Source organism: Labrenzia sp. THAF35, assembly GCF_009363595.1.
GTDB lineage: Bacteria > Pseudomonadota > Alphaproteobacteria > Rhizobiales > Stappiaceae > Roseibium > Roseibium algicola.
Window position 1 is genome coordinate 5,417,981 of the sequence record NZ_CP045380.1, and the last position, 21,202, is coordinate 5,439,182.

A 21,202-nucleotide genomic window follows, 5' to 3' on the forward strand; every position below is an offset into this window, starting at 1 on the left:
GAATGCATTCAGGCAATGCGTTGGGCGGGGAAAGCCTCCATCTCGTCCAGACGTGGCAACGATGTTGCCGCTCCCTTGCGGGTTGTTGCCAGGGCCGCCGCCTGCATGGCGAACGAAATTGCATCCTCAATCGACTTGCCCGAGGCTATTCTTGCTGCAAAAGCACCGTTGAAACAGTCACCGGCGGCAACCGTATCGATGCTGCGAACCCTTGGCGCTGGCAAGGCGCCGGTACTGCCGTCGTTTGACCAGGCAACTCCGTCTGCCCCCATGGTGACGACGGCCCCGCGCAAGCCCAAGCTGCGCAACGCACCTGCCGCCTCGCGGGCTTCGGCCAGTGTTTGCGGTTCTGTTCCCAACAGGCCGCCTGCCTCACCCGCATTTGGTGTCAGGATATCAAAGCTGGACAGAACTTCAGCGGGCCAAGCAGGGTCCGGCGCGGGTGCCGGATCCATGATGACCAGCGCACCCGCCTCACGGGCAATCCGCGCGGCGGCCAGCGATGTTTCCAGACCGATCTCGTTCTGCAGAAGCAGGACGCGGCTCTTGCGGAGGATATCTGCATATTTCGAGACATTTTCCGGTGACAGCCTGCCATTTGCACCGGCGGAGAGGCGGATAATGTTCTGCCCGTCAGGGCCGACATCAATGAAGGCAAGACCGGTTGCGGTGTTGGTCATTTCCTCCAGAAGGATCGCAACCCCTTCTGGCCGGAGGGCTGCGGCGGCTTCCGCGCCAAAGCCATCTTTGCCGACGGCACCGATGAAGTTGATACTGGCTCCCAGACGGGCGGCGGCGACAGCCTGGTTGGCCCCCTTCCCACCCAGCGAGGTGACGGTTTCGCGAACGGAAATCGTCTCGCCAATTTTCGGCCAGCGGGCGAGATAGCTGGTGAGGTCGATATTGATGCTGCCGACAACGGTAACGGACGTCAAAACGCAACTCCGCTGATGAGAATGATGTTGGCGTAGGGGGTCACCTCGCCGGTGCGGATCACGGCCCTGGCCGTTTGCGTCCGGTGCTTGAAAGCCTCGTGCGTAAGCCTTGAAACGGTAATCGCCTTACCCGTCTCCTCCGCCCAGGAAGCCACTTCATGCTGCATCAACGAGGTCAGTTCCACAGATGCCTCCTCTGCCCAGACGGCACCTTCAATGACGAGTTCGGACTTCAGTGCGGTCAGCAGTTCGCGAAAGCTCGGCATCCCTGCAGTGACGGCAAGGTCGATCACCTTCACACCGGCCGGGACAGGCAGACCGGCATCGGCAACAACGATTTCGTCCAGGTGCCCGAGAGAAGCAACAAGCGAACTCAGGTGGCGGTTCAAAAGGGCTGTGCGTTTCATTTGGATGCGTACTTTGCACGGTAGTAGTCGAGGATGACGGCAACGATGATGACGACACCGGTGATCATCTGGCGCATGAAATCGCTGAGGCCGATCAGGATGAGCCCGTTGGCGAGGACACCGATGATGAAGGCCCCCAGCAGCGTCCCGATGACCGATCCGCGCCCGCCGCTGAGGCTGGTGCCGCCAATGATGACGGCAGCAATGGCGTTGAGTTCAAAGCCGATGCCGGCAATCGGGCTGGAGATGTTGAGGCGTGCCATATAGACGACCGCGGCAATCCCGGCGGTCAGACCGCAGATGGTGAAGGCGGCGATCTTGTAGCGAGCCACCGAATGACCGGCCAGCCGGACAGCTTCCTCGTTGTTGCCGATACCGTAGATCAGACGGCCGAAGACCGTGAAGTTCAGCACGAACCAGGCAATGAACACCAGTAGAAGCGCCACCAGGAACACTACCGGCACACCGTAAACCATGGCGGACCCGAATTCCTCGAACGCGAAGGGGAAGGAATAGATGGTCTGTGCCTCGGAAACCTGCAGCGCTGCGCCGCGGGCAATGTTCAGCATGCCGAGCGTGATGATGAAGGACGGCAGCGACCAGTAGGCACTGATGGCACCGTTGAGAAAGCCGCAGAAGACGCCGGTCAGGGTGGCTGCGACCACGGCTAGCGCAATCGCCTCAGCCGGGCCAAAGCCGGGCAAGGTGATCGCCTTGCCGGCAACAACGGCTGCAAAGGCCATCACCGAGCCGACAGACAGATCGATGCCGCCGATCAGGATCACGAAAGTCATGCCGACGGCCAGCACCAGGTTGATGGTGATCTGGGTCAGGATGTTGGTGATGTTGTTGGGCGTCAGAAAGTGCTCGGTGAAGAGCGAGAAAAAGACGATCAGCGCCAGCAGAGCCAGGCCGATGCCTGCGTTGTGCAACACCGTCCGGATGGAGAACTTCGGTGCGGCGGCGGCCGTTTCACTCAAGGTTTCGGTTGTCATTTGTCGTTTTCCCCGGCGCTCGGCGTTTGCCCGTAGGCCAGTTTCAGAATGTTTTCTTCAGAGAAATCCGGTCGTTTCACTTCGCCCTGGATCTCATGTTCGGCAAGCACCAGAATGCGATCGGCCAGTGTCATCAGCTCCGGCATTTCCGAAGAGACGACAAGCAAGGCAACCCCTTCTCGGGCCAGGTCTTTCAGAATGGCGTAGATTTCCGCCTTGGCGCCGACGTCCACACCGCGTGTCGGCTCGTCGAGCAGCAACACCTTCGGATTGCGCGCCAGCCATTTGGCCAGAACAACCTTCTGCTGATTGCCGCCGGAGAGGCTCGAGGCAGGATCCGAGGCCCGTCCGTATTTGAGGGTCAGCCGGGCGGCGCTTGCGATGGCCTGGCGCGTTTCCTCGGCCAGCTTCAAAAGCCCTTTGCGCGAGACCGAGCCCATGTTGGCCAGCGATATGTTGGCAGCAATGGGCATGTCCAGAATGAGGCCTTCGTCCTTGCGATCTTCGGTGACGAAACCGATGCCCGCAGCAATGGCGTCACGCGGCCCCTTGAAGCGCACTTCCACGCCATCACGGTAGATCTTGCCGGACTTGAGCGGATCGATCCCGAAGATGCCGCGCAGGATTTCGGTACGCCCTGCCCCGACAAGTCCGGATATCCCGACAATCTCGCCGTAAAGCAGATCAAGTGAAACCCCGTTTGTCCCGGGATTTGCAGCGGTCAGAAGGTCTTCCAGCCTCAATGCGCTTGCGCCAAGCGCATGGCCATCGGGCTGTTCGTCCTGTTCGGCGGCAAGCTTGCGCCCCACCATCCGCTGCACAACACCTTCCGGAGTGGTCTCGCTGATCAGATCGGTCGCAATGGTCTTGCCGTTTCGAAACACGGTGACACGGTCACAGATGGCAAACACCTCATCGAGGTGGTGCGAGACGAATACCACGGTGACCCCGTCCGCCTTGATACCGGCAACGATGTCAAACAGGCGTCTGGTCTCGCGTTCCGTCAGGGTTGCGGTCGGCTCGTCCAGGATCAGGATCCGGCTTTTCGACTGCAACGCTCGGGCAATTTCGACCAGCTGGCGATGGGCAATTCCGAGAGAGCGGACTGGAGCGGTGACGTCCACATCCGTCAGTCCGATTGCATCCAGTGCCTTGCGCGCGCGCCGGTTCATTTCCTTGCGGTCCAACAGACCGAGGCTGTTCTTCGGCAGATGTTCTATGGAGATGTTTTCGGCGATGGTGAGATGTTCAAGCAGGTTGAATTCCTGATGAACCACCTGAACGCCATGATCCTTGGCGTCATGCGGGCTCATTGGGCGGTAAGGTTCGCCTGCCAGGGCGATCTGACCCGCGTCGTAGGGAAACACGCCTGAAAGGATCTTGATAAGGGTGGATTTGCCGGCGCCGTTTTCTCCGACGAGCGCATGAACCTCGCCTTCATCCAGGGAGAAACTGACCCCGTCCAGTGCCTTGACGCCACCGAAATGCTTTTTCAGACCCTCGACCGTCAGGAAAGCACGGTCCGGTGCAGCGGCGGGCGCTGCGGCGAGCGATGCTGCTGCCATGGTGCGTCCAGTCGTTTTTTGATGGATAAACAGCTCCCGCCCTGAAGCTGACCGGGCGGGAGCGTTCTTGAGACTGCTTACTTCGCAGTCACCAATTCGATCGGCGTCTTGACCCAGCCCTGAAGCTGCTCACCGGTCGAAACGACGTCGAGCGCCATGTCGATGGCATTGGCCGCCATGTCGGTGCCGAACTGGTCGACGGTAGCCAGCATCCGGCCGTCTTCGATCATCGGGCCGACTGCAGGAATATTGTCGAAACCAATGACTTCAATGTCGGTGCGGCCGGCGCTTTCCAGTGCCTTTACAACGCCAATCGCCATGGAGTCGTTGGCCGCCATCACGCCCTGAACGTCGGGATGCGCTGTCAGCATTGTGGCGAAGACCTGGTTGGCTTCTTCGGTTTCCCAATGCGCTGTACGGCTGTCGAGCAGGTCCAGCTTGTACTCGGCAACAGAGTCTTCAAAACCCAGGCGGCGCTGCGTGGCATTGTCCGCACCCGGGTTGCCCTCGATGATGACAACCTTTGCGCCCTCACCCAGCTTCTTGCCCAGTGCATCACCGGCAAGCTTGGCACCGCCGCGGTTGTCCGGGCCGACGAACGCGAGTTCTACGCCCTGTTGTTTCTTGGCTTCCTCATCAAGCGCCACATCGAAGTTGACCACGACGATACCGGCTTCCATCGCCTTTTTCAGCGGACGGACCATGGCGCGGCTGTCGGCCGGAGCGACAACGATGGCGTCAACGCCTTGCGTGATGAAGTTTTCGACCGCGTTGATCTGGGATTCAAAGTCGGTCTCGTTCTGCATGCCGACGGCCTTGAGCTCATAGTCGCCACGGCGCTTCTGGTGCTCCTCGGCACCAACCATCATGTTCTGAAAGAACTCGTTGGCCAGTGACTTCATGATCAGGCCCACCACCGGCTTGTCGTCGGCAAGAGCGGTTCCACCAAGCAAAGCGAGGCCGGTCGCTGCCGCGGCAGCGATTTTCAATAACTTCATGATTTTCCTCCCAAAAAGGCTGCACCTCTCACGCCATTCCAAGGGCGCTATCAGGCTGCACAATTGAAAGCACGGCCGAATTACAACGTCAATATGAAACGTTTCATTTTTTTGAATGCATTCATTTCATGTGTAGAAATAGCGAGTGATTTCAGGATCTTTCACCTGAATTTAAACGTGAAAAAATTTGCTTGGGAGCGTTATAGCGCAGCAAAAAGGGGGCCGAATCCAGCCCCCTGACTTCCTGCCTGACTGCAAGGGCACAACCGGTTGCAGATGCACAAACCGGAAGACAGAGCGCGCAGTCTTACAGGTTTCGAAGCTTCAGCGACCGGAACGCGAAGGCGTGACGCGCAATGCAGGGCCTACTCGCCATCCACTTGGCACGCAGCCCTGGTTTGAAAGCCTCTACTCCTCGCGGCCCTCGTTTTCCCGATCGCGCTCGTAGTGTCTGGAAATCGGAAATTCCGGCAGCCAGGCTTCGCGGCGGATGGTCCAGAGTTCGTAGGTCGGGGTCATTTGGTCGGGTGCGTCCAGCGCTCCCAGATGCACCTCGGTTTCATCACCCGTTTGCGAAAAAACGGACGACCCGCACCGAGGACAGAAAAACCGCCCCCGATACGCGCCCGTTTCTCCTTCGTGGCTTACGGCATCCTGCGGAAAGACAGCAGAGGCGTGGAACAGCGCCCCGTGATGCTTGCGGCAGTCAAGACAATGGCAAAGGCCGACCCGATACGGTTCGCCTTCTGCCACGAACCGGACATTCCCGCACAGGCAGCCACCGGTGTATCGCTTCATGATCTCGTCTTCCTTCGGCCGTCTGGATGTCGCGCAAATCTGTTCGGACCTGTCGATACATGATCCCGCCGAGGCTGATCAATCCTCAGATGCAGCGTCCGCCGTCAACTTCCATCGCAACCCCGGTAATCATGCCCGCCTCATCCGAGCACAGGAAACAGGCTGCGTTGCCCATGTCTTCCGGTGTCGAAAAACGGCCTATGGGAATGGTGGAGAGAAACTTGGCACGCATTTCCGGCGTGTCTTCACCCATGAAGCTTTTCAGAAGCGGCGTTTCGCCGGCCACCGGGCAAATTGCGTTGACCCGCACGCCCGACGGGGCAAGTTCGACCGCCATCGTCTTTGTCGCGGTGATCATCCATCCCTTGGATGCGTTGTACCAGTTGAGCCTGGGACGCGGGCTGAGGCCTGCGGTGGAAGCCACATTCAGGATCGCCCCCTTGCCGGCTTCCGTCATGGCCGGGACGAAGTGCTTCGCGGTCAGATAGACCGACTTGCAATTGACCGCGAGGACCCGGTCGAACTCTTCTTCCGTGACGTCCTGCATCGGTTTGGGCATATGCGTGATGCCGGCGTTGTTGACCAGGATATCGACCCCACCGAGCAGCGAGGAGGCAACATCGGCCAAGTGGCTGACGCTGTCATTGCTGGAGACATCCGTCTTGATGGCCAGTCCGCCAACTTCCGCGGCAATTTCCTCTGCAAGGTCCAGGTTCAGGTCGGCGACCATGACCTTTGCGCCTTCTGCTGCGAACTTGCGCACGATGCCGGCACCAAAGCCCGAGGCCCCACCCGTGACAATCGCCTTCTTTCCTTCAAGTCTCATGCAAACCTCCCGATCTTGGTTCCTTGCTCTCCAGCATCATCCCGGACGAGCGAAGCGCGAGCCGGGATCAGGGAGCTACAATCAATTGTTCTTTGTACGCGCATCGAATTGAGCGTCGGGGCGTTCATCCGTGAAACGCCGCAACGGTCTTCAGCGTGGTGAAGCCGTAAAGCGCTTCGAACCCCTTTTCCCGGCCGTGACCGGACTTGCCCATACCGCCGAACGGCAACTCGACACCGCCACCGGCACCGTAGTTGTTGATGAAAACCTGGCCGGTCCGGATCTTTTTGGCGAGCCGCATCTGGCGGGCACCGTCGCGGGTCCACAGGCTCGCGACAAGGCCGTAGTCTGTGCCATTGGCAATCGAGATTGCTTCTTCCTCGTCGTCAAAGGGAATGATCACCTGCACCGGGCCAAAAATCTCGTCCCGTGCCAACACGTGGCCGGGTGAAACGCCGGCAAAAAGGGTCGGGCAGACGTAGTTCCCGCCTTCCGGTGCGTCCTGCAACACACCTTCCGCCACCTTTTGCAGGTCCGCCCCCCGATCCAGAAAACCGGAGACGATGTCTTTCTGCTTGGCCGAGATCAGCGGTCCGACGTCGAGATCGTTCAGTGCAGGCCCGACCGTCAGCGACCCATAGCGAGCCGCCATGCGCTCGGTCACCTGATCGAGAACAGACCTGTGCACCAGTATGCGTGAGGAAGCCGAGCAGGTCTGCCCGGCGTTCTGGATGCCTGCGTTCATCAGGAATGGCAGGGCAGCATCCAGATCGGCATCCTCGAACACAAGCTGAGGCGACTTGCCGCCGAGCTCCAGCGTTACCGGCACGACATTCCGGGCTGCCGCCGTCTGCACCTGAACACCGGTTGCAACCGAACCGGTGAAAGAGATGTGGTGGACACGCGGATGTGCGGTCAAGGCCGCACCGGCTTCCGACCCGAGACCCGGAACCACGTTCAGCGCACCGTCAGGCAAACCGGCCTGGCGGGCGAGATCGGCAAAGGCGAGCGCCGTCAGGCAGGCGTCTTCCGCCGGTTTCAGCACACAGGCATTGCCTGTTGCCAACGCCGCGCCAACTGACCGGCCGATGATCTGCATCGGGTAGTTCCAAGGCACGATATGCCCGGTAACGCCATGCGGTTCGCGCAATGTGTAGACCGTGTACCCATCGAGATAGGGAATTGTCTCGCCATGGAGCTTGTCTGCAGCCCCGCCATAAAATTCCAGATAGCGGGCAAGAGCGACAGCGTCTGCGCGTGCCTGTTTCAGCGGCTTGCCGACATCGATGGATTCGATCCGCGCCAGATGGTCGACCTTTTCCAGCACCAGCTCGCGCAGGCGAAACAGGAACCGGCCCCGCTCGGCGGCGTTGGTCCGCCCCCATTCGCCTGCCATGGCGGCTTCGGCCGCATCGACCGCTGCATCGATATCAGTCGCTCCACCGCGGGCAATCGCACCTATGCGTGCCCCGGTTGAAGGATCGTTGAGCGGCAGTTCTCCGCCTCCTGCCGGCTCCACCCATTTTCCGCCGATCAGGCATTTGGCCGGATCGAACCAAAGGTCCAGTTCCTGGGTCATGGGTTCCTCCCCTAAAGGATGCCGGCCGGAAGGACCGGTGCGGCAGCAACAAGTTGTTGGGTATATGGATGGTTCGGCCGGTCGAAGACCGTGTCCGTCGGCCCTTGCTCGACAATCTTGCCGGATTTCATCACCAGCACCCGATCCGTTATCGAGCGGACCACGCTGAGATCGTGGCTGATAAAGAGGTAGGTCAGGCCAAACCTGTCGGCCAGGTCCGCCAGTAGGTCGAGCACCTGGGCGCGAACGGACACATCGAGCGCTGAAACTGCTTCGTCGAGAATGATCAGGTCCGGCTTGATGATGAGCGCACGTGCGATTGCGATGCGCTGACGCTGCCCACCGGAAAACTCGTGAATGTATTTATGGGCATCCGACGCGCTCAGACCGACGCTTTCAAGAGCTTCGGCAATTGCCGCGTCTCGCTCGGCCCCTTTGGGCGGGTCAGAGAGCAGATGGAAAGGCTCCGTGATCAGCCTGTCCACCCGCCAGCGCGGATTAAAGCTTCCATAGGGGTCCTGAAAGACCACCTGCATGCGCCGGCGCACGATCTGGTTGGCGTGGCGATGGGTGAAGACAGGCAGACCGTCGAACAGAATTTCGCCGCCCTGCACTTCTTCCAGACCCAGGATAGCCCGCGTCAGTGTGGACTTGCCGCAACCCGATTCACCGACAAGGCCGAGGCTCTCGCCCTTGCGGATCTCGAAGCTGACGCCATCAACAGCACGAAACTGCGTGGTCTTGCCCCACCATCCGTGTGTATGTCCGGTATAATCGCGCACGACATCACACACCTGCAGCAGGGGCTGTTCCAGCGTTTCGTTGCCGCGTTCGGGCACATGAGCGGAGGCTTCCAGCAACGCGCGCGAATAGGGATGCTGCAGATTGCCGAAGAGCGTCTTGGCCGGACCGCTTTCGACCACCTCGCCCTGACGCATGATCACCAAATCGTCGGCAAGGTCGGCCACGACCGCGAGGTCGTGGCTGATCAGCATCAGCCCCATGCCGTCCTCGGCGACGAGACGCTTCAGAAGTTCCAGGATCTGTGCCTGGGTCGTGACATCCAGTGCAGTGGTCGGTTCGTCGGCAATCAGAAGCTTGGGCTTGAGAGCAATGGCCATGGCGATGACCACTCTCTGGCGCTGACCGCCGGAGAGTTCGTGCGGATACCGGCTTAACGGAAACCGTTCCTGCGGTAGTTCCGCGCGTTGCAGGGCATCCGCTGCGCGAACCATTGCTTCGGCTTTCGAAACGCGCTCGTGGATCAGGATTGTCTCGGCAACCTGGTCGCCGATGGTCTTCAGCGGATTGAGCGCGGTCATCGGCTCCTGGAAGACCATGCCGACGTCCCGCCCGCGCAGGCCACACATTTCGGCTTCGCCAAGCGACAGGATATCCTTGCCCGACAGATTGATCGAACCGGTGCAGGAAGCGCCGCCCGGCAACAGCTGCAGCACGGAAAAGGCCGTGATCGACTTGCCTGATCCACTCTCGCCGATCACCCCGAGAATACGGCCCGGCGCCACTTCCATTGAGACATTCCGGAGGATCTGAAGACCGTGAATGGAAAGCGACAGGTTCCTTATGGTCAGAAGGCTCATGTCCGGGCCCGCCTGAGTTTCGGATCGAGACTGTCCCGCAGGCCATCGCCAAGCAGGTTCAGTCCAAGCACCGTCAGAAGGATGGCAAGGCCCGGAAACAACGCCAGATGAGGCGCGAGCGATATCATCGTCTGGCTGTCTGCCAGCATCCGCCCCCAACTGGCAGTCGGCGGCTGTGCTCCGAGGCCGACATAGCTGAGCCCCGCTTCGGCGAGAATGCCCAGAGAGAACTGAATCGTGCCTTGAACGATCAGGAGATTGGCGACGTTGGGCAGGATGTGTTCCAGCGAAATACGCGCCGAGCCTTTGCCCGCGACCCGCGCCGCCAGAATGTATTCCCGGTTCCAGAGCGACAGCGCGGCGCCGCGCGTCAGGCGGGCGAAGACCGGGATATTGAAGATGCCGATGGCGATGATGGCGTTGAGCGCCGACGCCCCGAAGACGGCAGTGATCATGACCGCGATCAGAAGGCTTGGAAACGCAAACACAAGGTCATTGGCGCGCATGATGATCTCGTCCATCAGGCCGCCTTTCCTGCCAGCTGCAGCAAGACCGAGCGGCACACCAACAGCCATGCCAATGCCGACAGCCACCAGGGCAACGGCTATGGATGTGCGCGCACCGACCATGATCATGCTGAGAATGTCCCGCCCGAACTGATCGGTACCGAAGGGGTGCAGCCAGCTTGGCGGCTTCATTCGGTTGGCGATATCCAGCACTGTCGTGTCATACGGAACCCAGACGAGGCTGATAAGCGCGGCGGCCGTGAACAGAAGCGTCAGAATGGCGCCTGGCAGCAGCGTGCGGCTGTGGAACAGGACGCTCATCAACGCCGCCTCCGCAGTCTCGGATCGACCCAGGCATAGGCCATGTCGACAGTGAAGTTGACGACGATGACCGCAAAGACCAGCAGCATCACGACGCTTTCGACCACGATCAGGTCGCGCGCGCTGATCGACTGAAAGACCAGCCTGCCGAGGCCCGGCAGGAAGAAGACGTTTTCAATGATGATTGCGCCCGCCAGCAGGAAGGAGAATTGCAGCCCGAGGATCGTCAGCACCGGAATAAGGGCGTTGCGCACCGCATGACGCCAGAGTGCCTGCCCCTTGCTGAGACCCTTGGCACGGGCAGTGCGGATGAAGTCCTCTCCCAGCGTGTCCAGCAGGCTGGAGCGCATCACCCGTGTCAGGATGCTCGCCTGCGGCAGGGCCAGGGCGATGGCCGGCAGCGTCAGCGCTTTCATGGCAGCGAAGAATCCCGCGTCCCACCCGGGAAATCCGCCGGCAGAAAACCAGCGCAGATTGATCGCAAAGACCAGCACCATCAGCATCGCGAACCAGAAGTTGGGGATGGCGATGCCGAGCTGGGTCACGCCCATGACGGCGCCATCGGCGTGGGAGCCACGGCGCGAGGCAGCCCAGATACCGGCAGGAAAGGCGATCAAGGTGCTCAGCACCAGAGCATAGACTGCCAGCGGCAGAGACACCCAAAGCCTGTCGGCGATCATGCCTGCAACGGATGTGCGATATGTGTAGGACGTGCCGAAATCGCCGACCAGAAGACCACCTGCCCAGGCTGCATAGCGCTCAAGGATGCTGCCGCCAAGGCCCAGTTCCTCGCGCAGGGCTGCAAGCGTGTCTTCCTGGGCGTTGAGGCCAAGCATGTAGGACGCCGGATCACCCGGCACCACTTCCAGCGCCAGGAAGATTATCACCGACGCGGCCACGAGGCTGAGCCCCAGGGACAGAAGGCGTTTCAGGAAATATTGCAGCATGAACGCGTCGCGTGCCTATCGGCAGTCAGATACCGGCAAAAGGAAAGGAGTGAAGGTGGATGCCCGCACACCGGGCGCGAGCATCCGCTTTGCGGTATGGGTCAGTCTTCCCAGTAGACCGCCGTCAGATCCGTTGCCTGGGTCGGCTGGTTTTCCCAGAGCCCCTTGATCTTGGCGTCGGCGATGGTCGGGAATGCGAGCTGGAACAGGTAGGTGTTGACGTAGTCCCTTGAGATCGTCTCCTGAGCCTGTTTCAGAAGGTCGGAGCGTTTTGCCGGATCGTTCTCCGCCGTCAGATCGGCAATGAGCTTCTGGAAGTCCGCATTGTCATACTGGAAATAGTAATCCGGCCGGGCATAGATGCCGATATCCATCGGCTCGGTATGGCTGACGATTGTCAGGCCGAAATCCTTGCCCTTGAAGACCTGCTCCAGCCACTGCGCCCATTCCAGGTTGGTGATTTCCGTTTCAATACCGACGGCACGAAGCTGAGCGGCGATGATCTCCCCGCCCCGGCGGGCATAGGATGGCGGCGGCAGCTTGAGTGTGGTGGTGAAACCATCCGCATAGCCGGCCTCGGCCAGCAGCTTCTTGGCGAGGTCCGGATCGTACTGGCTGCTCCCCGTCAGATCGACGTAGTCAGGGTTATGCGGCGCAAAATGCGTGCCGATCGGCGTGCCGTAACCGAACATCGCGCCATCGATGATCGCCTGCCGATCAACCGCGTGGGCAATCGCTTCGCGCACCTTGATGTTGTCGAGCGGCGGCAACTTGTTGTTGGCTGCAAGAATGGTCTCGCCTTCGGTAGAGCCGACCAGCACCTGGAAGCGGGCGTCGGCCTCGAACTGCGGCAGGTTTTCCGGCGCCGGAAAACCGACGAAGGCGTTAACGTCTTCCGCCATCACGGCCGCGAAGGCAGCCGTCGGATCGGAAATGAACTTGAAGGTGACCTTGTCGAGCTTGGCCGGTTCACCCCAGTAGTCGGCGTTCTTTTCCAGATCGATCCGGTCGCCCTGCACCCAGTCGGTGAACTTGAACGCGCCCGTTCCAACCGGCTTGCTCTTGATATCGCCAATGGATTCCGGAGCGACAATAACCGCATCGCCCCAGGCCATGTTGAACAGGAAACTGCCGTTCGGCTCCTTGAGCGTTACCTTCACGGTCAGCGGATCAACCACTTCCACGCTCTCGATACCGGCAAACAGCGCTTTCTGGGCGTTCTGACTGTCGTCTGCGCGGGCACGATCGAGACTGAACTTGACGTCGTCCGCCGTCAGATCCGATCCATCGTGAAATTTCACGCCGTCGTTCAGCTTGAAGGTATAGGTCTTGCCGTCCTCGGAAATCTCCCAGCTTTCGGCCAGCCCGGGATTGACCGAGCCATCCGGACCGAAGCGGGTCAGGCCTTCGAAGACATTGGAGTAAAGGACAGAATCAATCGCGCCTGCAGCGGCACCAGTCGGGTCCAGATGTGGCGGTTCCAGTTGCATGGCAACCACGATATCGCTCTTTGCATGGGCCATTCCCATGCTCACTGCCAGTGCCAAAGCACTGACCAGACCCAATCCAAACTTACGCAAACGCATGACTTCCCCCTTTATTGAGGCTGCTTTCGCAAGGCCTTGCCAACAGCTCGATCAGCGAACGGCCCATGACCTTCGCAGAATCGAGCATGTCATCCACTCCCACATATTCGTCCGGTTTATGTGCCAGATCCAGAATGCCCGGGCCATAGGCGATACAATTTTTCAGTTTGCCGATACGATCGATATGCTTCTGGTCGTAGGTACCCGGGCTGACGACATATTCAGCTTCACGGCCCATGGTTTCGGCAATGGCCTTCGCGACGGTCCGCACCACGGGCGCATCCTTTTCGGTCATGGTGGGCAGCACCCTGTGCAGTTCCCGCAAGTCGTAGCGGAACTTGTCGCGCCGTCCTTCAACCGTCTTCAGAACTTCCAGGACTTCCGCCTGCACGTCGTCGATGTTCTCTTCCAGCAGGAACCGGCGATCGATCACCATCCGGCAACTGTCCGGCACGCAGGGGCTCGGAAGACCGGTAAAGTCCGCATCGCCTTCCGATTGACCACCGTGGATGGAATTGATGTTGAGCGTCGACTGTTTCGCGCCTTCCGGCACCACCGGCATTTCGGTGCGCTTTTGCGCGAGCGCCGGAAACAGGCTCTGCTCCATCTCATCGATCACCGCTCCCATGTGCCGGACGGCACAATCGCCGAGGAACGGCATCGAGCCATGTGCGATCTCTCCGAATGTCTCCAGCTCGGCCCACCACACTCCTCGGTGTCCGAGGCAGATCCGGTCCTTGTTCAGCGGCTCGGGAATGATGACGTGCTGAACCCGGTCCGGACTGAAATAGCCCTTGCCTGCAAGATAGGCGACGCCGCCGTAGCCCCCCGATTCCTCGTCGGCCGTTCCGCTGATCTCGATAGCTCCGGCAAAGTCCGGACAGACCGCAAGGAAAGCCTCGGCTGCAACGATGCTGGCGGCAAGGCCGCCCTTCATGTCGCAAGCGCCTCGGCCGTAAATCTTGCCGTCGACAAGTTCCCCGCCGAACGGATCCTTTGTCCAGCCGTGGCCGACGTCGACAACGTCGATATGACTGTTGAAGTGCACGCATTCACCTGGCCGGTCGCCATCCCGGCGCGCGACGATGTTCCAGCGCGGATACTTGTCGCTATCGCCGGGTGTTCCATGCGCCCGGATCAGTTCGATGTCGAAGCCGGACCTGGACAGACGCTTCTGCAGATAATCGCAGATATCGCGGTAGTTCTCGCCGGGCGGGTTGAGCGTGGGAATGCGCAGAAGGTCCTGGGTCAACGCGATCAGATCCTCGCGCCTTCCGTCGATCTCCCGGATCAGGTCGTCTGCTAGCGCCATCCCGTCTCAGCCTCCCCTTGGTAAAAGCAACGAGAACTATGCTACCGTCAAACTACGGTGCCAATACCGTAGGAACACGGTGGAACATGACAGACCTCGACCAACTGGCCTTCGAAAACGCGCCCATGGGTTTGGCGTTGACCGAAAACCGGATCATTCGTGCCTGCAATCAGACATTCCTTGAGATGTTCGGGTTCAAGAAGTCTCAGCTGATCGGGCAGAGTTTCCGGTTGCTCTACGGCACGGATCAGGAATTTCACCAGATCCGCGACATTGGCCTGGAGCCCTTGCGCCGGTCCCTGCCCTACACGGACGAGCGGTTGATGCGCCGATCCGATGGAACGCCAATCTGGTGCCGGTTTCGGGCGCGAACCCTGACGCCGGAAACACCGCTGGCACGGATCGTCCTGAGTTTCGCCCTGATCGACAATGCTGCTGCCGGGCCGAAGCTGACACCGCGCGAACGCGATGTCCTGCTGCTTCTTTCCCAGGGGCAGACCAGCAAGGAAATGGGCCGTGTCCTGAGCCTGTCCCCAAGAACCGTTGAGGATGTGCGCGCGCGCCTTCTGAAGAAGTTTCAGGTCAAAAGCGTTGCCGTGCTGCTGTCCCGGCTTTCCGGACAATAGACGGCACGCTTCTGTTCACTTGTTACTCGCCTGGTTTCAAACCATTGGGCTTGAAGGCCCCGCCGAAGGGCGACGGATTGGCTTTCACCGGCGCTTCAACCGGCGCCGTGGACGCAGGTGCCTGGTTCTGCTGTTGCGCTTCCATCTTCCGGCGCTGCTCCTCCAGAAGTTCCTGCTGACGCGCGCGCTTGTCATCGAGGATCTGCTGTTTGCAAACGCCAGCATCGTGCTGCGAACCCTGATAGGTGGCAAAGCCTGCAACACCCAGGAGGATCACGAAGATCGTCAGCGGGTGGACGAGCGTTCGCAGAACCGGATTGCCGTAAATGCGGGAACGCGCAGCAGTGCCGGTCCGCATCACTTCCTTCCGCCGCATGTGGGCTTCGTGGACCACTGCCCCGATCAGCGTAATACCGATGATGATGACCGCCAGCGCCGACAAGGAAGGGTCTGTCCCATGACGGACCTTGGAAGCCAGTGCCGTGGTGAACGTATTGCCGGAGAGGATCGTGAAGACGGTGGTGTTGTAGTTCTCGAAAGACGCCAGGAAGGTCAGAAACGCGGCAGAGCCGATGGCCGGCCACAGGAACGGCAACAGGATCTTGCGGAAGGCCTGTCCCGGCGTCGCGCCGAGATCGAGCGCGGCTTCCGTCAGGATCGGATCGAAGCGCTGCAGTCTTGCGAGAAACACCAGCATCGCATAGGCGGAAATGAAGGTGACCTGACCGGCAAGTGTCAGAAACATGCCGTTGTAGAAGATCGAACCGTAGTCCGCGCCAACGGACCTGCCGAAAGCGCCCCAGAAGACAATGGTCGAGATGCCCAGAACGACGCCCGGAATGAGGATAGGCGTGATCAGCACCGTGTAGAGCGCCGCACGCAGGCGCGGTCCGAGCTCCGAGAGCGCAAGCGCTCCCGCCAGCCCGATCGGCACGGCAATGACCACCACACTGATGGCGATCACCAAGCTGTTGGCCAGCCCGCTCATAAGACGGTCATTGGCGAAGAGGACGCCAAACCAATCCGTCGTGAAGCATTCCCATGGCGTGATCCGCGGGAAGGAGGACGAATTGAACGCCGTGATCACCATGATGATCAGCGGCCCGAACAGGAAGGTGAAGAAAAGCAGGGAGAAGCCTGCCGCGACCACGCCGCCGCCTGTGCCCCGGTTCATCGGCCGATCTCCCCGATGGAGACCTTGAAGATCCGCATCAGCATCATGACGAAGGAGATACAGACAATCAGCAGGATCACCGCATAGGCCGAACCGCGTTGCCAGTTGGCGCTCTCGTTGAACCACTGGTAGATGAGCTGGGTGAACCAGAGATTGGAAGGACCGCCGAGGATCTGGGGTGCTGCAAGCGCACCTGCCGTCAGCATGAACACCATGGTTGCCCCGGAGGCGATGCCCGGCTTGGCAACCGGCAGCACCACCCGCCAATGCACCCGCCACCAGCTTGCGCCCATGTCCCCTGCCGCTTCGATCTGGTTGCGGTCAAGCGCCTCGACAGCATTGAAGATCGGGAACACCATCAGAAGGATGTAGGCGTAGGTCAGCCCGGAATAGAGCGCGACGTCAGCCCGGATGAAATCGACAGGCTGATCCCACAGACCCAACGACATGCCGATGCCGTTGATGAGGCCCGTGGAGCCGAACAGGACACGGAAGGCGAAGGCACGCAGGATCTCGTTGACCCAGAAAGGCACGATCAGGCCGATGACCATCATCCGCGCCGCCACGCCGGTGGCCGAATGAGCGAGAATGAAGGCGATCGGGTAGCAAAGCAGAATGTCGATACAGGTGACGAACACCGCCGCGATCAGGGTCTTGAACAGGATACCGATATCGAGCGTGTTTACCGTACCGTCGTTGCCTTGGAAAAAATATGAATAGTTTTCAAGAGTATAGACATCTTGCGGTCCACCGACTTCAGCTGCCGGCAGGTTGAACCGGAAGGAATAGTCGAGCATTGCCACCTGCGGCAGCGTGATCAGGCAGATGACCCAGAACAGAACCGCCACCGCGACGAACGATGCAGCGCCAAGACCATGCTTGCCGGAAATTTCCCTGAATACGTTTTGAAGCGCTTTCATCCTCACGCTCCCGCAAGTGCGCCATGCGGCAGGACGATTGCCTGCTCAGGCGTGAAGCCGAGCGAAACGGCACCACCGGAGAGATTGTCCGGCGCACCGCCAAGGTTGACCCGGGTGAGCCGAAGCTGGACACCGTTCGCTTCCAGGAACATCTGCCGTGAATTGCCTTCGAACTCTTCCTTCACCCAGTTCGCTGTCAAGCTGTTGGGGGCACCATCACCAAGGCTCAGTTGCTCGGGTCGAATGAACAGGATGCAGTCTTCGCCCGCCTTGTATTGACGCCCGCCTGCTGCCCTTCCCTGCAGGCGGCCGAGTGGCGTTTCAACGGAAACCAGCGCGTCCGACTGCTGGGCAACCTTGCCTTCGATGGCATTGGTCTCGCCCACGAATGAGGCGACAAACGAAGTCTTCGGCCGATTGTAGATGGTTTCAGGCGGGTCGACCTGCTCGATAACGCCGGAGTTCATAACCGCGACACGGTCCGACATGGTCAAGGCCTCGCCCTGATCGTGGGTGATATAGATAAAGGTCAGTCCGACGCGCTGCTGGATGGCACGCAATTCGGTGCGCATGTGGTGGCGCAGTTTCAGATCGAGCGCGGACAGCGGCTCATCAAGAAGCAGAATATCCGGCTCGACCGCCAGCGCACGGGCAATCGCCACGCGCTGTCGCTGACCGCCGGAAAGTTCGTGCACCTTTTTGTCGCCGACACCGGGAAGCGCGATCATGTCCAGAAGTTCGTCTGCCCGCTTGCGCCGGTCCTTGCGGCCGATGCCCCGGACCTCCAGCGGAAAGGCGATGTTGTCGGCAACGCTCATCAGCGGAAAGAGAGCAAGGTTCTGGAAGATCAGCGCTGTCGGGCGCTTGTTCGGGCCGATGCCCTTCATGTCCTGCCCGCCGATCAACACCCGGCCTTCGGACGGATCGGAGAAGCCGGAAATACACCGCAGCAAGGTGGTCTTGCCGCAGCCGGATGGCCCCAGGAAGGAGAAGAACTCGCCGCCCTTGATGACGAGATGTGCATTGTCGACCGCGGTATAGGCCCCAAAACGGATGGAAACGTGATCCAGAACAATATCTTTTGTGGCCATGGCGCTCTCAGCAGGACGGCGGGAAAGGGAGACGGAAAAAGGGCGGCCTGGCGCCGGACGCATTGCGCCCGGCACCCGCCATTGAGAAAGCCGGAGAGGCCTTAAGCGGACAGGAACTTGTTGGTATATTCGGTCCGTTTTTCCGAATACCACGGGGCTTCCGCCGGCCAGGCATTCAGGTTGTCCAGCGCTTCGCCCGGATAAGCATCGGCAAAGTTCTTGGCATAGATTTCGCCGCCGAATTCGGCCGCCCCGATTACCGGTGAATTGTAGCCGTGGGTCTTGATGGCTTCGCCGGCGAGCTTGGCGTCATAAGCCGTCTCGATGAAGGCGTAGATCTGGTCGATGTTCTTCGCTCCGGTCGGCATGGCAAGCCCATCGACCCAGGCCATCGCACCTTCCTTCGGCGCCCGGTACATGACCGGCTCACCAGCCGTTTTCAGAGCAAGCGGAGGTCCGTCCCAGGTCTGGCCGACGATCACGCCTTCGTTCAGGAGACCGTTCTTCTGGGTATCCGCATCGTTCCAGATCAGCTTGATGTTCGGCTTCTTGGCGATGGCGGCCTCAACGACCTTGGTCCAGACCTCGTCCATCTTTTCCAGGCTCTCGTAAGCAGCCCACATGGAACCCGGCTCCAGTTCGCCGCGGCCTTCAAGGCCGAGACCGAGGCCAAGCAGCATGGAATGTCCACGGCCCATTGTCTTGCCGGCATTGGCTTCATCCCAGACATCGTAATAGCTCGGGAATTCGCCGCCCGGAACAAAGGCGTCCGTCCGCCAGGCAATGCCTTCCGTGCCCCAGATATGCGGTAGCCAGAAGACGCCTTTGCCGTCGAAGTTCCAGTGGGTTTCGCCAAGCGCCATTGAGGGGTTGACCTTGTCGAGCGCGACCTTCGACATGTCGAACGGCTGCAACAGGCCAAGTTCTGCCCACAGAAGGTTGCGGTTTACGGTCGGTGAAACGATGTCGAAGCCTTCGCCGTTGGTGGCCTTCAGCTTGTTGATGATCTCTTCGTTGGAGCCGATGCCGGTGAAGTTGATCTTGATGCCGGTCTTGTCCGTGAAGCCGTTGACGAAGCTTTCCGGCAGATAGTCCGACCACATCATGATGTTGATTTCACCGGACGAGGCCAGCACGCTGGAGCTGACGATTGCCGGCATGGACAGCCCTGCGCCTGCCGCGGCTGCGGTTTTCAGGAAATCGCGCCGCGTTGCGGATGCTCCCTTTTTAAAACTGATCATGACTTCCCCTTCACTGTTGGTCTCACCAAACTGTTCCTCGTTCTGGCGCGTTACAGGCCGCATTTTTTTGGAAAGGGTCGCATTGCCCGGACGATCCTGCGCCGCGTTGCAAGAAAGGATATTGCGGTGCAATATTCACCCTTAGAGCCAGAGAGTGAAAACTATGGAGCCAGAGGAATTGCCGGGCTTTGCAGGTTCGGGAAACAGCTTCAAACTGCCGCCCTCGGGCCAACCGAATTCAGGGACGACCAAAAAGTTCAAATGCTTGCGACCTATTTCGATACGCCCTTCGATCCGGGCAGACGATTGCAGCACCAGATACAGGAACGGCTGATCGAGGCCATTCTGGACGGTGTGTGGCCCCTGCACGAACCGCTGCCGGCAACCCGTGTCTTTTCCAGCGAGATAAAGGTTTCCAGAAACACGGTCGCCATCGTCTATGAGAGACTGGTTGAGGACGGTTATCTGAAGTCGGTCAGCCGGCGCGGGTATTTCATCAACGAACGGCACATCCGTGAGCAGCTCAACATCCGGGTGGATGATCACGCCAAGGACATCCTGCCCACTGCGGAGCACCCGTTCAATCCGCAAGCCTTTCTGACCTACAGCTACGCGGCCCAGGAAAACATTTCAAAACCGGCCGACTGGCAGTCCTATCCCTACCCTTTCATCTATGGCCAGCTTGCTCCGGACAAGACATCCGTCGCGCGCTGGCGCGATTGTGTCCGGTTGGCAGGCACTGCCCAGCACGCCCCGACCTGGATCGGTGATCTTGTCGATCAGGACGACCCGATGCTGGTCAACCAGATCATCCGCCGGATGCTGCCGCAACGGGGCTTCCGGGCAGAGCCGGACGAGATTCTGGTAACCGTCGGCGCCCAGAATGCCCTCTTCCTGGTGGCACAGCTCTTTTGCCGACCCGGGGTCAGGACGGACATGGAAGAACCCGGCTATGTGGACACCCGCAACATCTTCCAATCCTTTGGGGCAGAGCTGAAGTATCACCCGGTCGATTCAAACGGCATGCGGGTTGGAGACGAGCTGAAGGGGGCACGACTTGTTTACGTGACACCTGGCCATCAGTCCCCAACCAACGTCACCATGTCGATGGAGCGGCGTCTGCGGTTGCTGGCCCATGCTGAAACACATGATTTCATCGTCCTGGAAGACGACTATGAGCATGAGCTGAATTTCATCGGCGCACAGAAACCGTCCTTGCGCAGTTTCGACCGTACCGGACGCGTCATCCACGTTGCCAGTCTTTCCAAGGCCCTGTTTCCGGGATTGCGGCTCGGTTTCATCGCTGCGGACAGGCGCATTATCAGAGAGCTTCGGGCACTCAGACGCTTGATGTATCGGCACCCCTCAGCACTCGACCAGCGGGCGATGGCGATCTTTCTGTCCGAGGGCCATTACGATTCCCATATCCGACGTCAGCGAAAGGTGCTGTCGCAGAAATGGAAGAAGATCTTCAGGCTCATCGAAACGCATCTGCCGACCTGTCAGGCAACGGTCACGACGGGTGGGTCAGGCGTGTGGATCAGGCTACCGGAGAGTATCCGAGCTGCGGAACTGCAATCGAGAGCCGCGCGGCAAGGTCTGCTGATCGAGGCAGGAGACGACCGGTATTTCTCCCCGAATAGTCCTCGAAACCGGATCCGCCTGGGCTTCGGTGCAATTGCTGAAGAAAAGATGGAGCCGGGCATCAAGCTGCTCGGACAACTTCTGGCGGACAGCAGGTAGCGCCCCCGGCTCAAAGCCGGGATACCCCGTG

Annotated in this window: 19 protein-coding genes; 2 read left to right on the forward strand and 17 right to left on the reverse strand. The window is 60.0% G+C overall.

Annotation, left to right across the window (positions count from 1 at the left end):
* Positions 1–8 precede the first annotated feature (8 nt).
* The 13 genes from rbsK to FIU93_RS24990 all read right to left on the reverse strand — a co-directional run bounded on the left by rbsK (position 9) and on the right by FIU93_RS24990 (position 14,376).
* Positions 9–935 carry a ribokinase gene (rbsK, locus tag FIU93_RS24930; RefSeq protein ID WP_152507073.1) on the reverse strand — a complete coding sequence of 309 codons (927 nt, stop codon included), beginning with the start codon at positions 933–935 and terminating at the stop codon, positions 9–11.
* Complete coding sequence (gene rbsD, locus FIU93_RS24935; protein WP_152507074.1) at positions 932–1,342, reverse strand: D-ribose pyranase; 411 nt, start codon at positions 1,340–1,342, stop codon at positions 932–934. The genes rbsK and rbsD overlap by 4 nt, the downstream gene beginning before the upstream one ends.
* Positions 1,339–2,337, reverse strand: a complete 999-nt coding sequence (locus FIU93_RS24940) for an ABC transporter permease (RefSeq protein WP_055659123.1) — start codon at positions 2,335–2,337, stop codon at positions 1,339–1,341. Before FIU93_RS24940 ends, rbsD begins: the two co-directional genes overlap by 4 nt.
* A complete protein-coding gene (locus FIU93_RS24945) occupies positions 2,334–3,902 on the reverse strand; it encodes a sugar ABC transporter ATP-binding protein (protein WP_152507075.1) in 1,569 nt (522 codons plus the stop codon). The genes FIU93_RS24940 and FIU93_RS24945 overlap by 4 nt, the downstream gene beginning before the upstream one ends.
* Positions 3,903–3,979: 77 nt before the next feature.
* The gene (locus FIU93_RS24950; RefSeq protein ID WP_022997667.1) at positions 3,980–4,900 is read right to left on the reverse strand and encodes a sugar ABC transporter substrate-binding protein; all 921 of its coding nucleotides are present in this window, start codon (positions 4,898–4,900) and stop codon (positions 3,980–3,982) included.
* 408 nt (positions 4,901–5,308) lie between these two features.
* On the reverse strand, positions 5,309–5,698 hold the full coding sequence (locus tag FIU93_RS24955; RefSeq protein WP_055659119.1) for a GFA family protein: 390 nt from the start codon (positions 5,696–5,698) through the stop codon (positions 5,309–5,311).
* 85 nt (positions 5,699–5,783) lie between these two features.
* Entirely contained in the window at positions 5,784–6,524 is a 741-nt protein-coding gene (locus FIU93_RS24960; RefSeq protein WP_152507076.1) for an SDR family oxidoreductase, read from the reverse strand.
* Between the two features lie 124 nt (positions 6,525–6,648).
* Entirely contained in the window at positions 6,649–8,103 is a 1,455-nt protein-coding gene (locus FIU93_RS24965; protein WP_152507077.1) for an aldehyde dehydrogenase family protein, read from the reverse strand.
* A gap of 11 nt (positions 8,104–8,114) precedes the next feature.
* On the reverse strand, positions 8,115–9,704 hold the full coding sequence (locus tag FIU93_RS24970; RefSeq protein WP_152507078.1) for a dipeptide ABC transporter ATP-binding protein: 1,590 nt from the start codon (positions 9,702–9,704) through the stop codon (positions 8,115–8,117).
* Positions 9,701–10,531, reverse strand: coding sequence for an ABC transporter permease (locus tag FIU93_RS24975; RefSeq protein WP_152507079.1), 831 nt, complete (start codon positions 10,529–10,531; stop codon positions 9,701–9,703). Before FIU93_RS24975 ends, FIU93_RS24970 begins: the two co-directional genes overlap by 4 nt.
* A complete protein-coding gene (locus FIU93_RS24980; protein ID WP_152507080.1) occupies positions 10,531–11,478 on the reverse strand; it encodes an ABC transporter permease in 948 nt (315 codons plus the stop codon). The genes FIU93_RS24975 and FIU93_RS24980 overlap by 1 nt, the downstream gene beginning before the upstream one ends.
* Positions 11,479–11,579: 101 nt before the next feature.
* Positions 11,580–13,064, reverse strand: coding sequence for an ABC transporter substrate-binding protein (locus FIU93_RS24985; RefSeq protein ID WP_152507081.1), 1,485 nt, complete (start codon positions 13,062–13,064; stop codon positions 11,580–11,582).
* Positions 13,051–14,376 (reverse strand): acetylornithine deacetylase/succinyl-diaminopimelate desuccinylase family protein, encoded by a 1,326-nt coding sequence (locus FIU93_RS24990; protein WP_022997676.1) that lies wholly within the window; start codon positions 14,374–14,376, stop codon positions 13,051–13,053. The genes FIU93_RS24985 and FIU93_RS24990 overlap by 14 nt, the downstream gene beginning before the upstream one ends.
* A gap of 86 nt (positions 14,377–14,462) precedes the next feature.
* Here FIU93_RS24990 and FIU93_RS31780 point away from each other — a divergent pair, with 86 nt between their 5' ends.
* A complete protein-coding gene (locus FIU93_RS31780) occupies positions 14,463–15,002 on the forward strand; it encodes a PAS and helix-turn-helix domain-containing protein (protein WP_055659566.1) in 540 nt (179 codons plus the stop codon).
* A gap of 22 nt (positions 15,003–15,024) precedes the next feature.
* Here the strand turns inward: FIU93_RS31780 and FIU93_RS25000 are convergent, their stop codons facing one another.
* The 4 genes from FIU93_RS25000 to FIU93_RS25015 all read right to left on the reverse strand — a co-directional run bounded on the left by FIU93_RS25000 (position 15,025) and on the right by FIU93_RS25015 (position 19,428).
* Positions 15,025–16,176, reverse strand: a complete 1,152-nt coding sequence (locus tag FIU93_RS25000; protein ID WP_022997678.1) for an ABC transporter permease — start codon at positions 16,174–16,176, stop codon at positions 15,025–15,027.
* On the reverse strand, positions 16,173–17,096 hold the full coding sequence (locus FIU93_RS25005; RefSeq protein ID WP_152507082.1) for an ABC transporter permease: 924 nt from the start codon (positions 17,094–17,096) through the stop codon (positions 16,173–16,175). Before FIU93_RS25005 ends, FIU93_RS25000 begins: the two co-directional genes overlap by 4 nt.
* 2 nt (positions 17,097–17,098) lie before the next feature.
* On the reverse strand, positions 17,099–18,187 hold the full coding sequence (locus tag FIU93_RS25010) for an ABC transporter ATP-binding protein (protein ID WP_152507083.1): 1,089 nt from the start codon (positions 18,185–18,187) through the stop codon (positions 17,099–17,101).
* A 101-nt stretch (positions 18,188–18,288) separates the two neighbouring features.
* Positions 18,289–19,428: a substrate-binding domain-containing protein gene (locus FIU93_RS25015; RefSeq protein WP_152507084.1), complete on the reverse strand. Its 1,140-nt coding sequence runs from the start codon at positions 19,426–19,428 to the stop codon at positions 18,289–18,291.
* 261 nt (positions 19,429–19,689) lie between these two features.
* Between FIU93_RS25015 and FIU93_RS25020 the strand changes: the two genes are divergently transcribed.
* The gene (locus FIU93_RS25020; RefSeq protein WP_022997682.1) at positions 19,690–21,171 is read left to right on the forward strand and encodes a PLP-dependent aminotransferase family protein; all 1,482 of its coding nucleotides are present in this window, start codon (positions 19,690–19,692) and stop codon (positions 21,169–21,171) included.
* Positions 21,172–21,202: the final 31 nt, after the last annotated feature.

Bases quoted from the DNA above. Each gene is read 5' to 3' on its own strand.
- FIU93_RS24985 (WP_152507081.1), bottom strand. From the start codon at position 13,064: ATGCGTTTGCGTAAGTTTGGATTGGGTCTGGTCAGTGCTTTGGCACTG.
- FIU93_RS24955 (WP_055659119.1), bottom strand. From the start codon at position 5,698: ATGAAGCGATACACCGGTGGCTGCCTGTGCGGGAATGTCCGGTTCGTG.
- FIU93_RS24940 (WP_055659123.1), bottom strand. From the start codon at position 2,337: ATGACAACCGAAACCTTGAGTGAAACGGCCGCCGCCGCACCGAAGTTC.
- FIU93_RS24965 (WP_152507077.1), bottom strand. From the start codon at position 8,103: ATGACCCAGGAACTGGACCTTTGGTTCGATCCGGCCAAATGCCTGATC.
- FIU93_RS25000 (WP_022997678.1), bottom strand. From the start codon at position 16,176: ATGAACCGGGGCACAGGCGGCGGCGTGGTCGCGGCAGGCTTCTCCCTG.
- FIU93_RS25015 (WP_152507084.1), bottom strand. From the start codon at position 19,428: ATGATCAGTTTTAAAAAGGGAGCATCCGCAACGCGGCGCGATTTCCTG.
- FIU93_RS25020 (WP_022997682.1), top strand. From the start codon at position 19,690: ATGCTTGCGACCTATTTCGATACGCCCTTCGATCCGGGCAGACGATTG.
- FIU93_RS25010 (WP_152507083.1), bottom strand. From the start codon at position 18,187: ATGGCCACAAAAGATATTGTTCTGGATCACGTTTCCATCCGTTTTGGG.
- FIU93_RS24975 (WP_152507079.1), bottom strand. From the start codon at position 10,531: ATGAGCGTCCTGTTCCACAGCCGCACGCTGCTGCCAGGCGCCATTCTG.
- FIU93_RS24945 (WP_152507075.1), bottom strand. From the start codon at position 3,902: ATGGCAGCAGCATCGCTCGCCGCAGCGCCCGCCGCTGCACCGGACCGT.
- FIU93_RS24960 (WP_152507076.1), bottom strand. From the start codon at position 6,524: ATGAGACTTGAAGGAAAGAAGGCGATTGTCACGGGTGGGGCCTCGGGC.
- rbsD (WP_152507074.1), bottom strand. From the start codon at position 1,342: ATGAAACGCACAGCCCTTTTGAACCGCCACCTGAGTTCGCTTGTTGCT.
- FIU93_RS24980 (WP_152507080.1), bottom strand. From the start codon at position 11,478: ATGCTGCAATATTTCCTGAAACGCCTTCTGTCCCTGGGGCTCAGCCTC.
- FIU93_RS24970 (WP_152507078.1), bottom strand. From the start codon at position 9,704: ATGAGCCTTCTGACCATAAGGAACCTGTCGCTTTCCATTCACGGTCTT.
- FIU93_RS24990 (WP_022997676.1), bottom strand. From the start codon at position 14,376: ATGGCGCTAGCAGACGACCTGATCCGGGAGATCGACGGAAGGCGCGAG.
- FIU93_RS25005 (WP_152507082.1), bottom strand. From the start codon at position 17,096: ATGAAAGCGCTTCAAAACGTATTCAGGGAAATTTCCGGCAAGCATGGT.
- FIU93_RS31780 (WP_055659566.1), top strand. From the start codon at position 14,463: ATGACAGACCTCGACCAACTGGCCTTCGAAAACGCGCCCATGGGTTTG.
- FIU93_RS24950 (WP_022997667.1), bottom strand. From the start codon at position 4,900: ATGAAGTTATTGAAAATCGCTGCCGCGGCAGCGACCGGCCTCGCTTTG.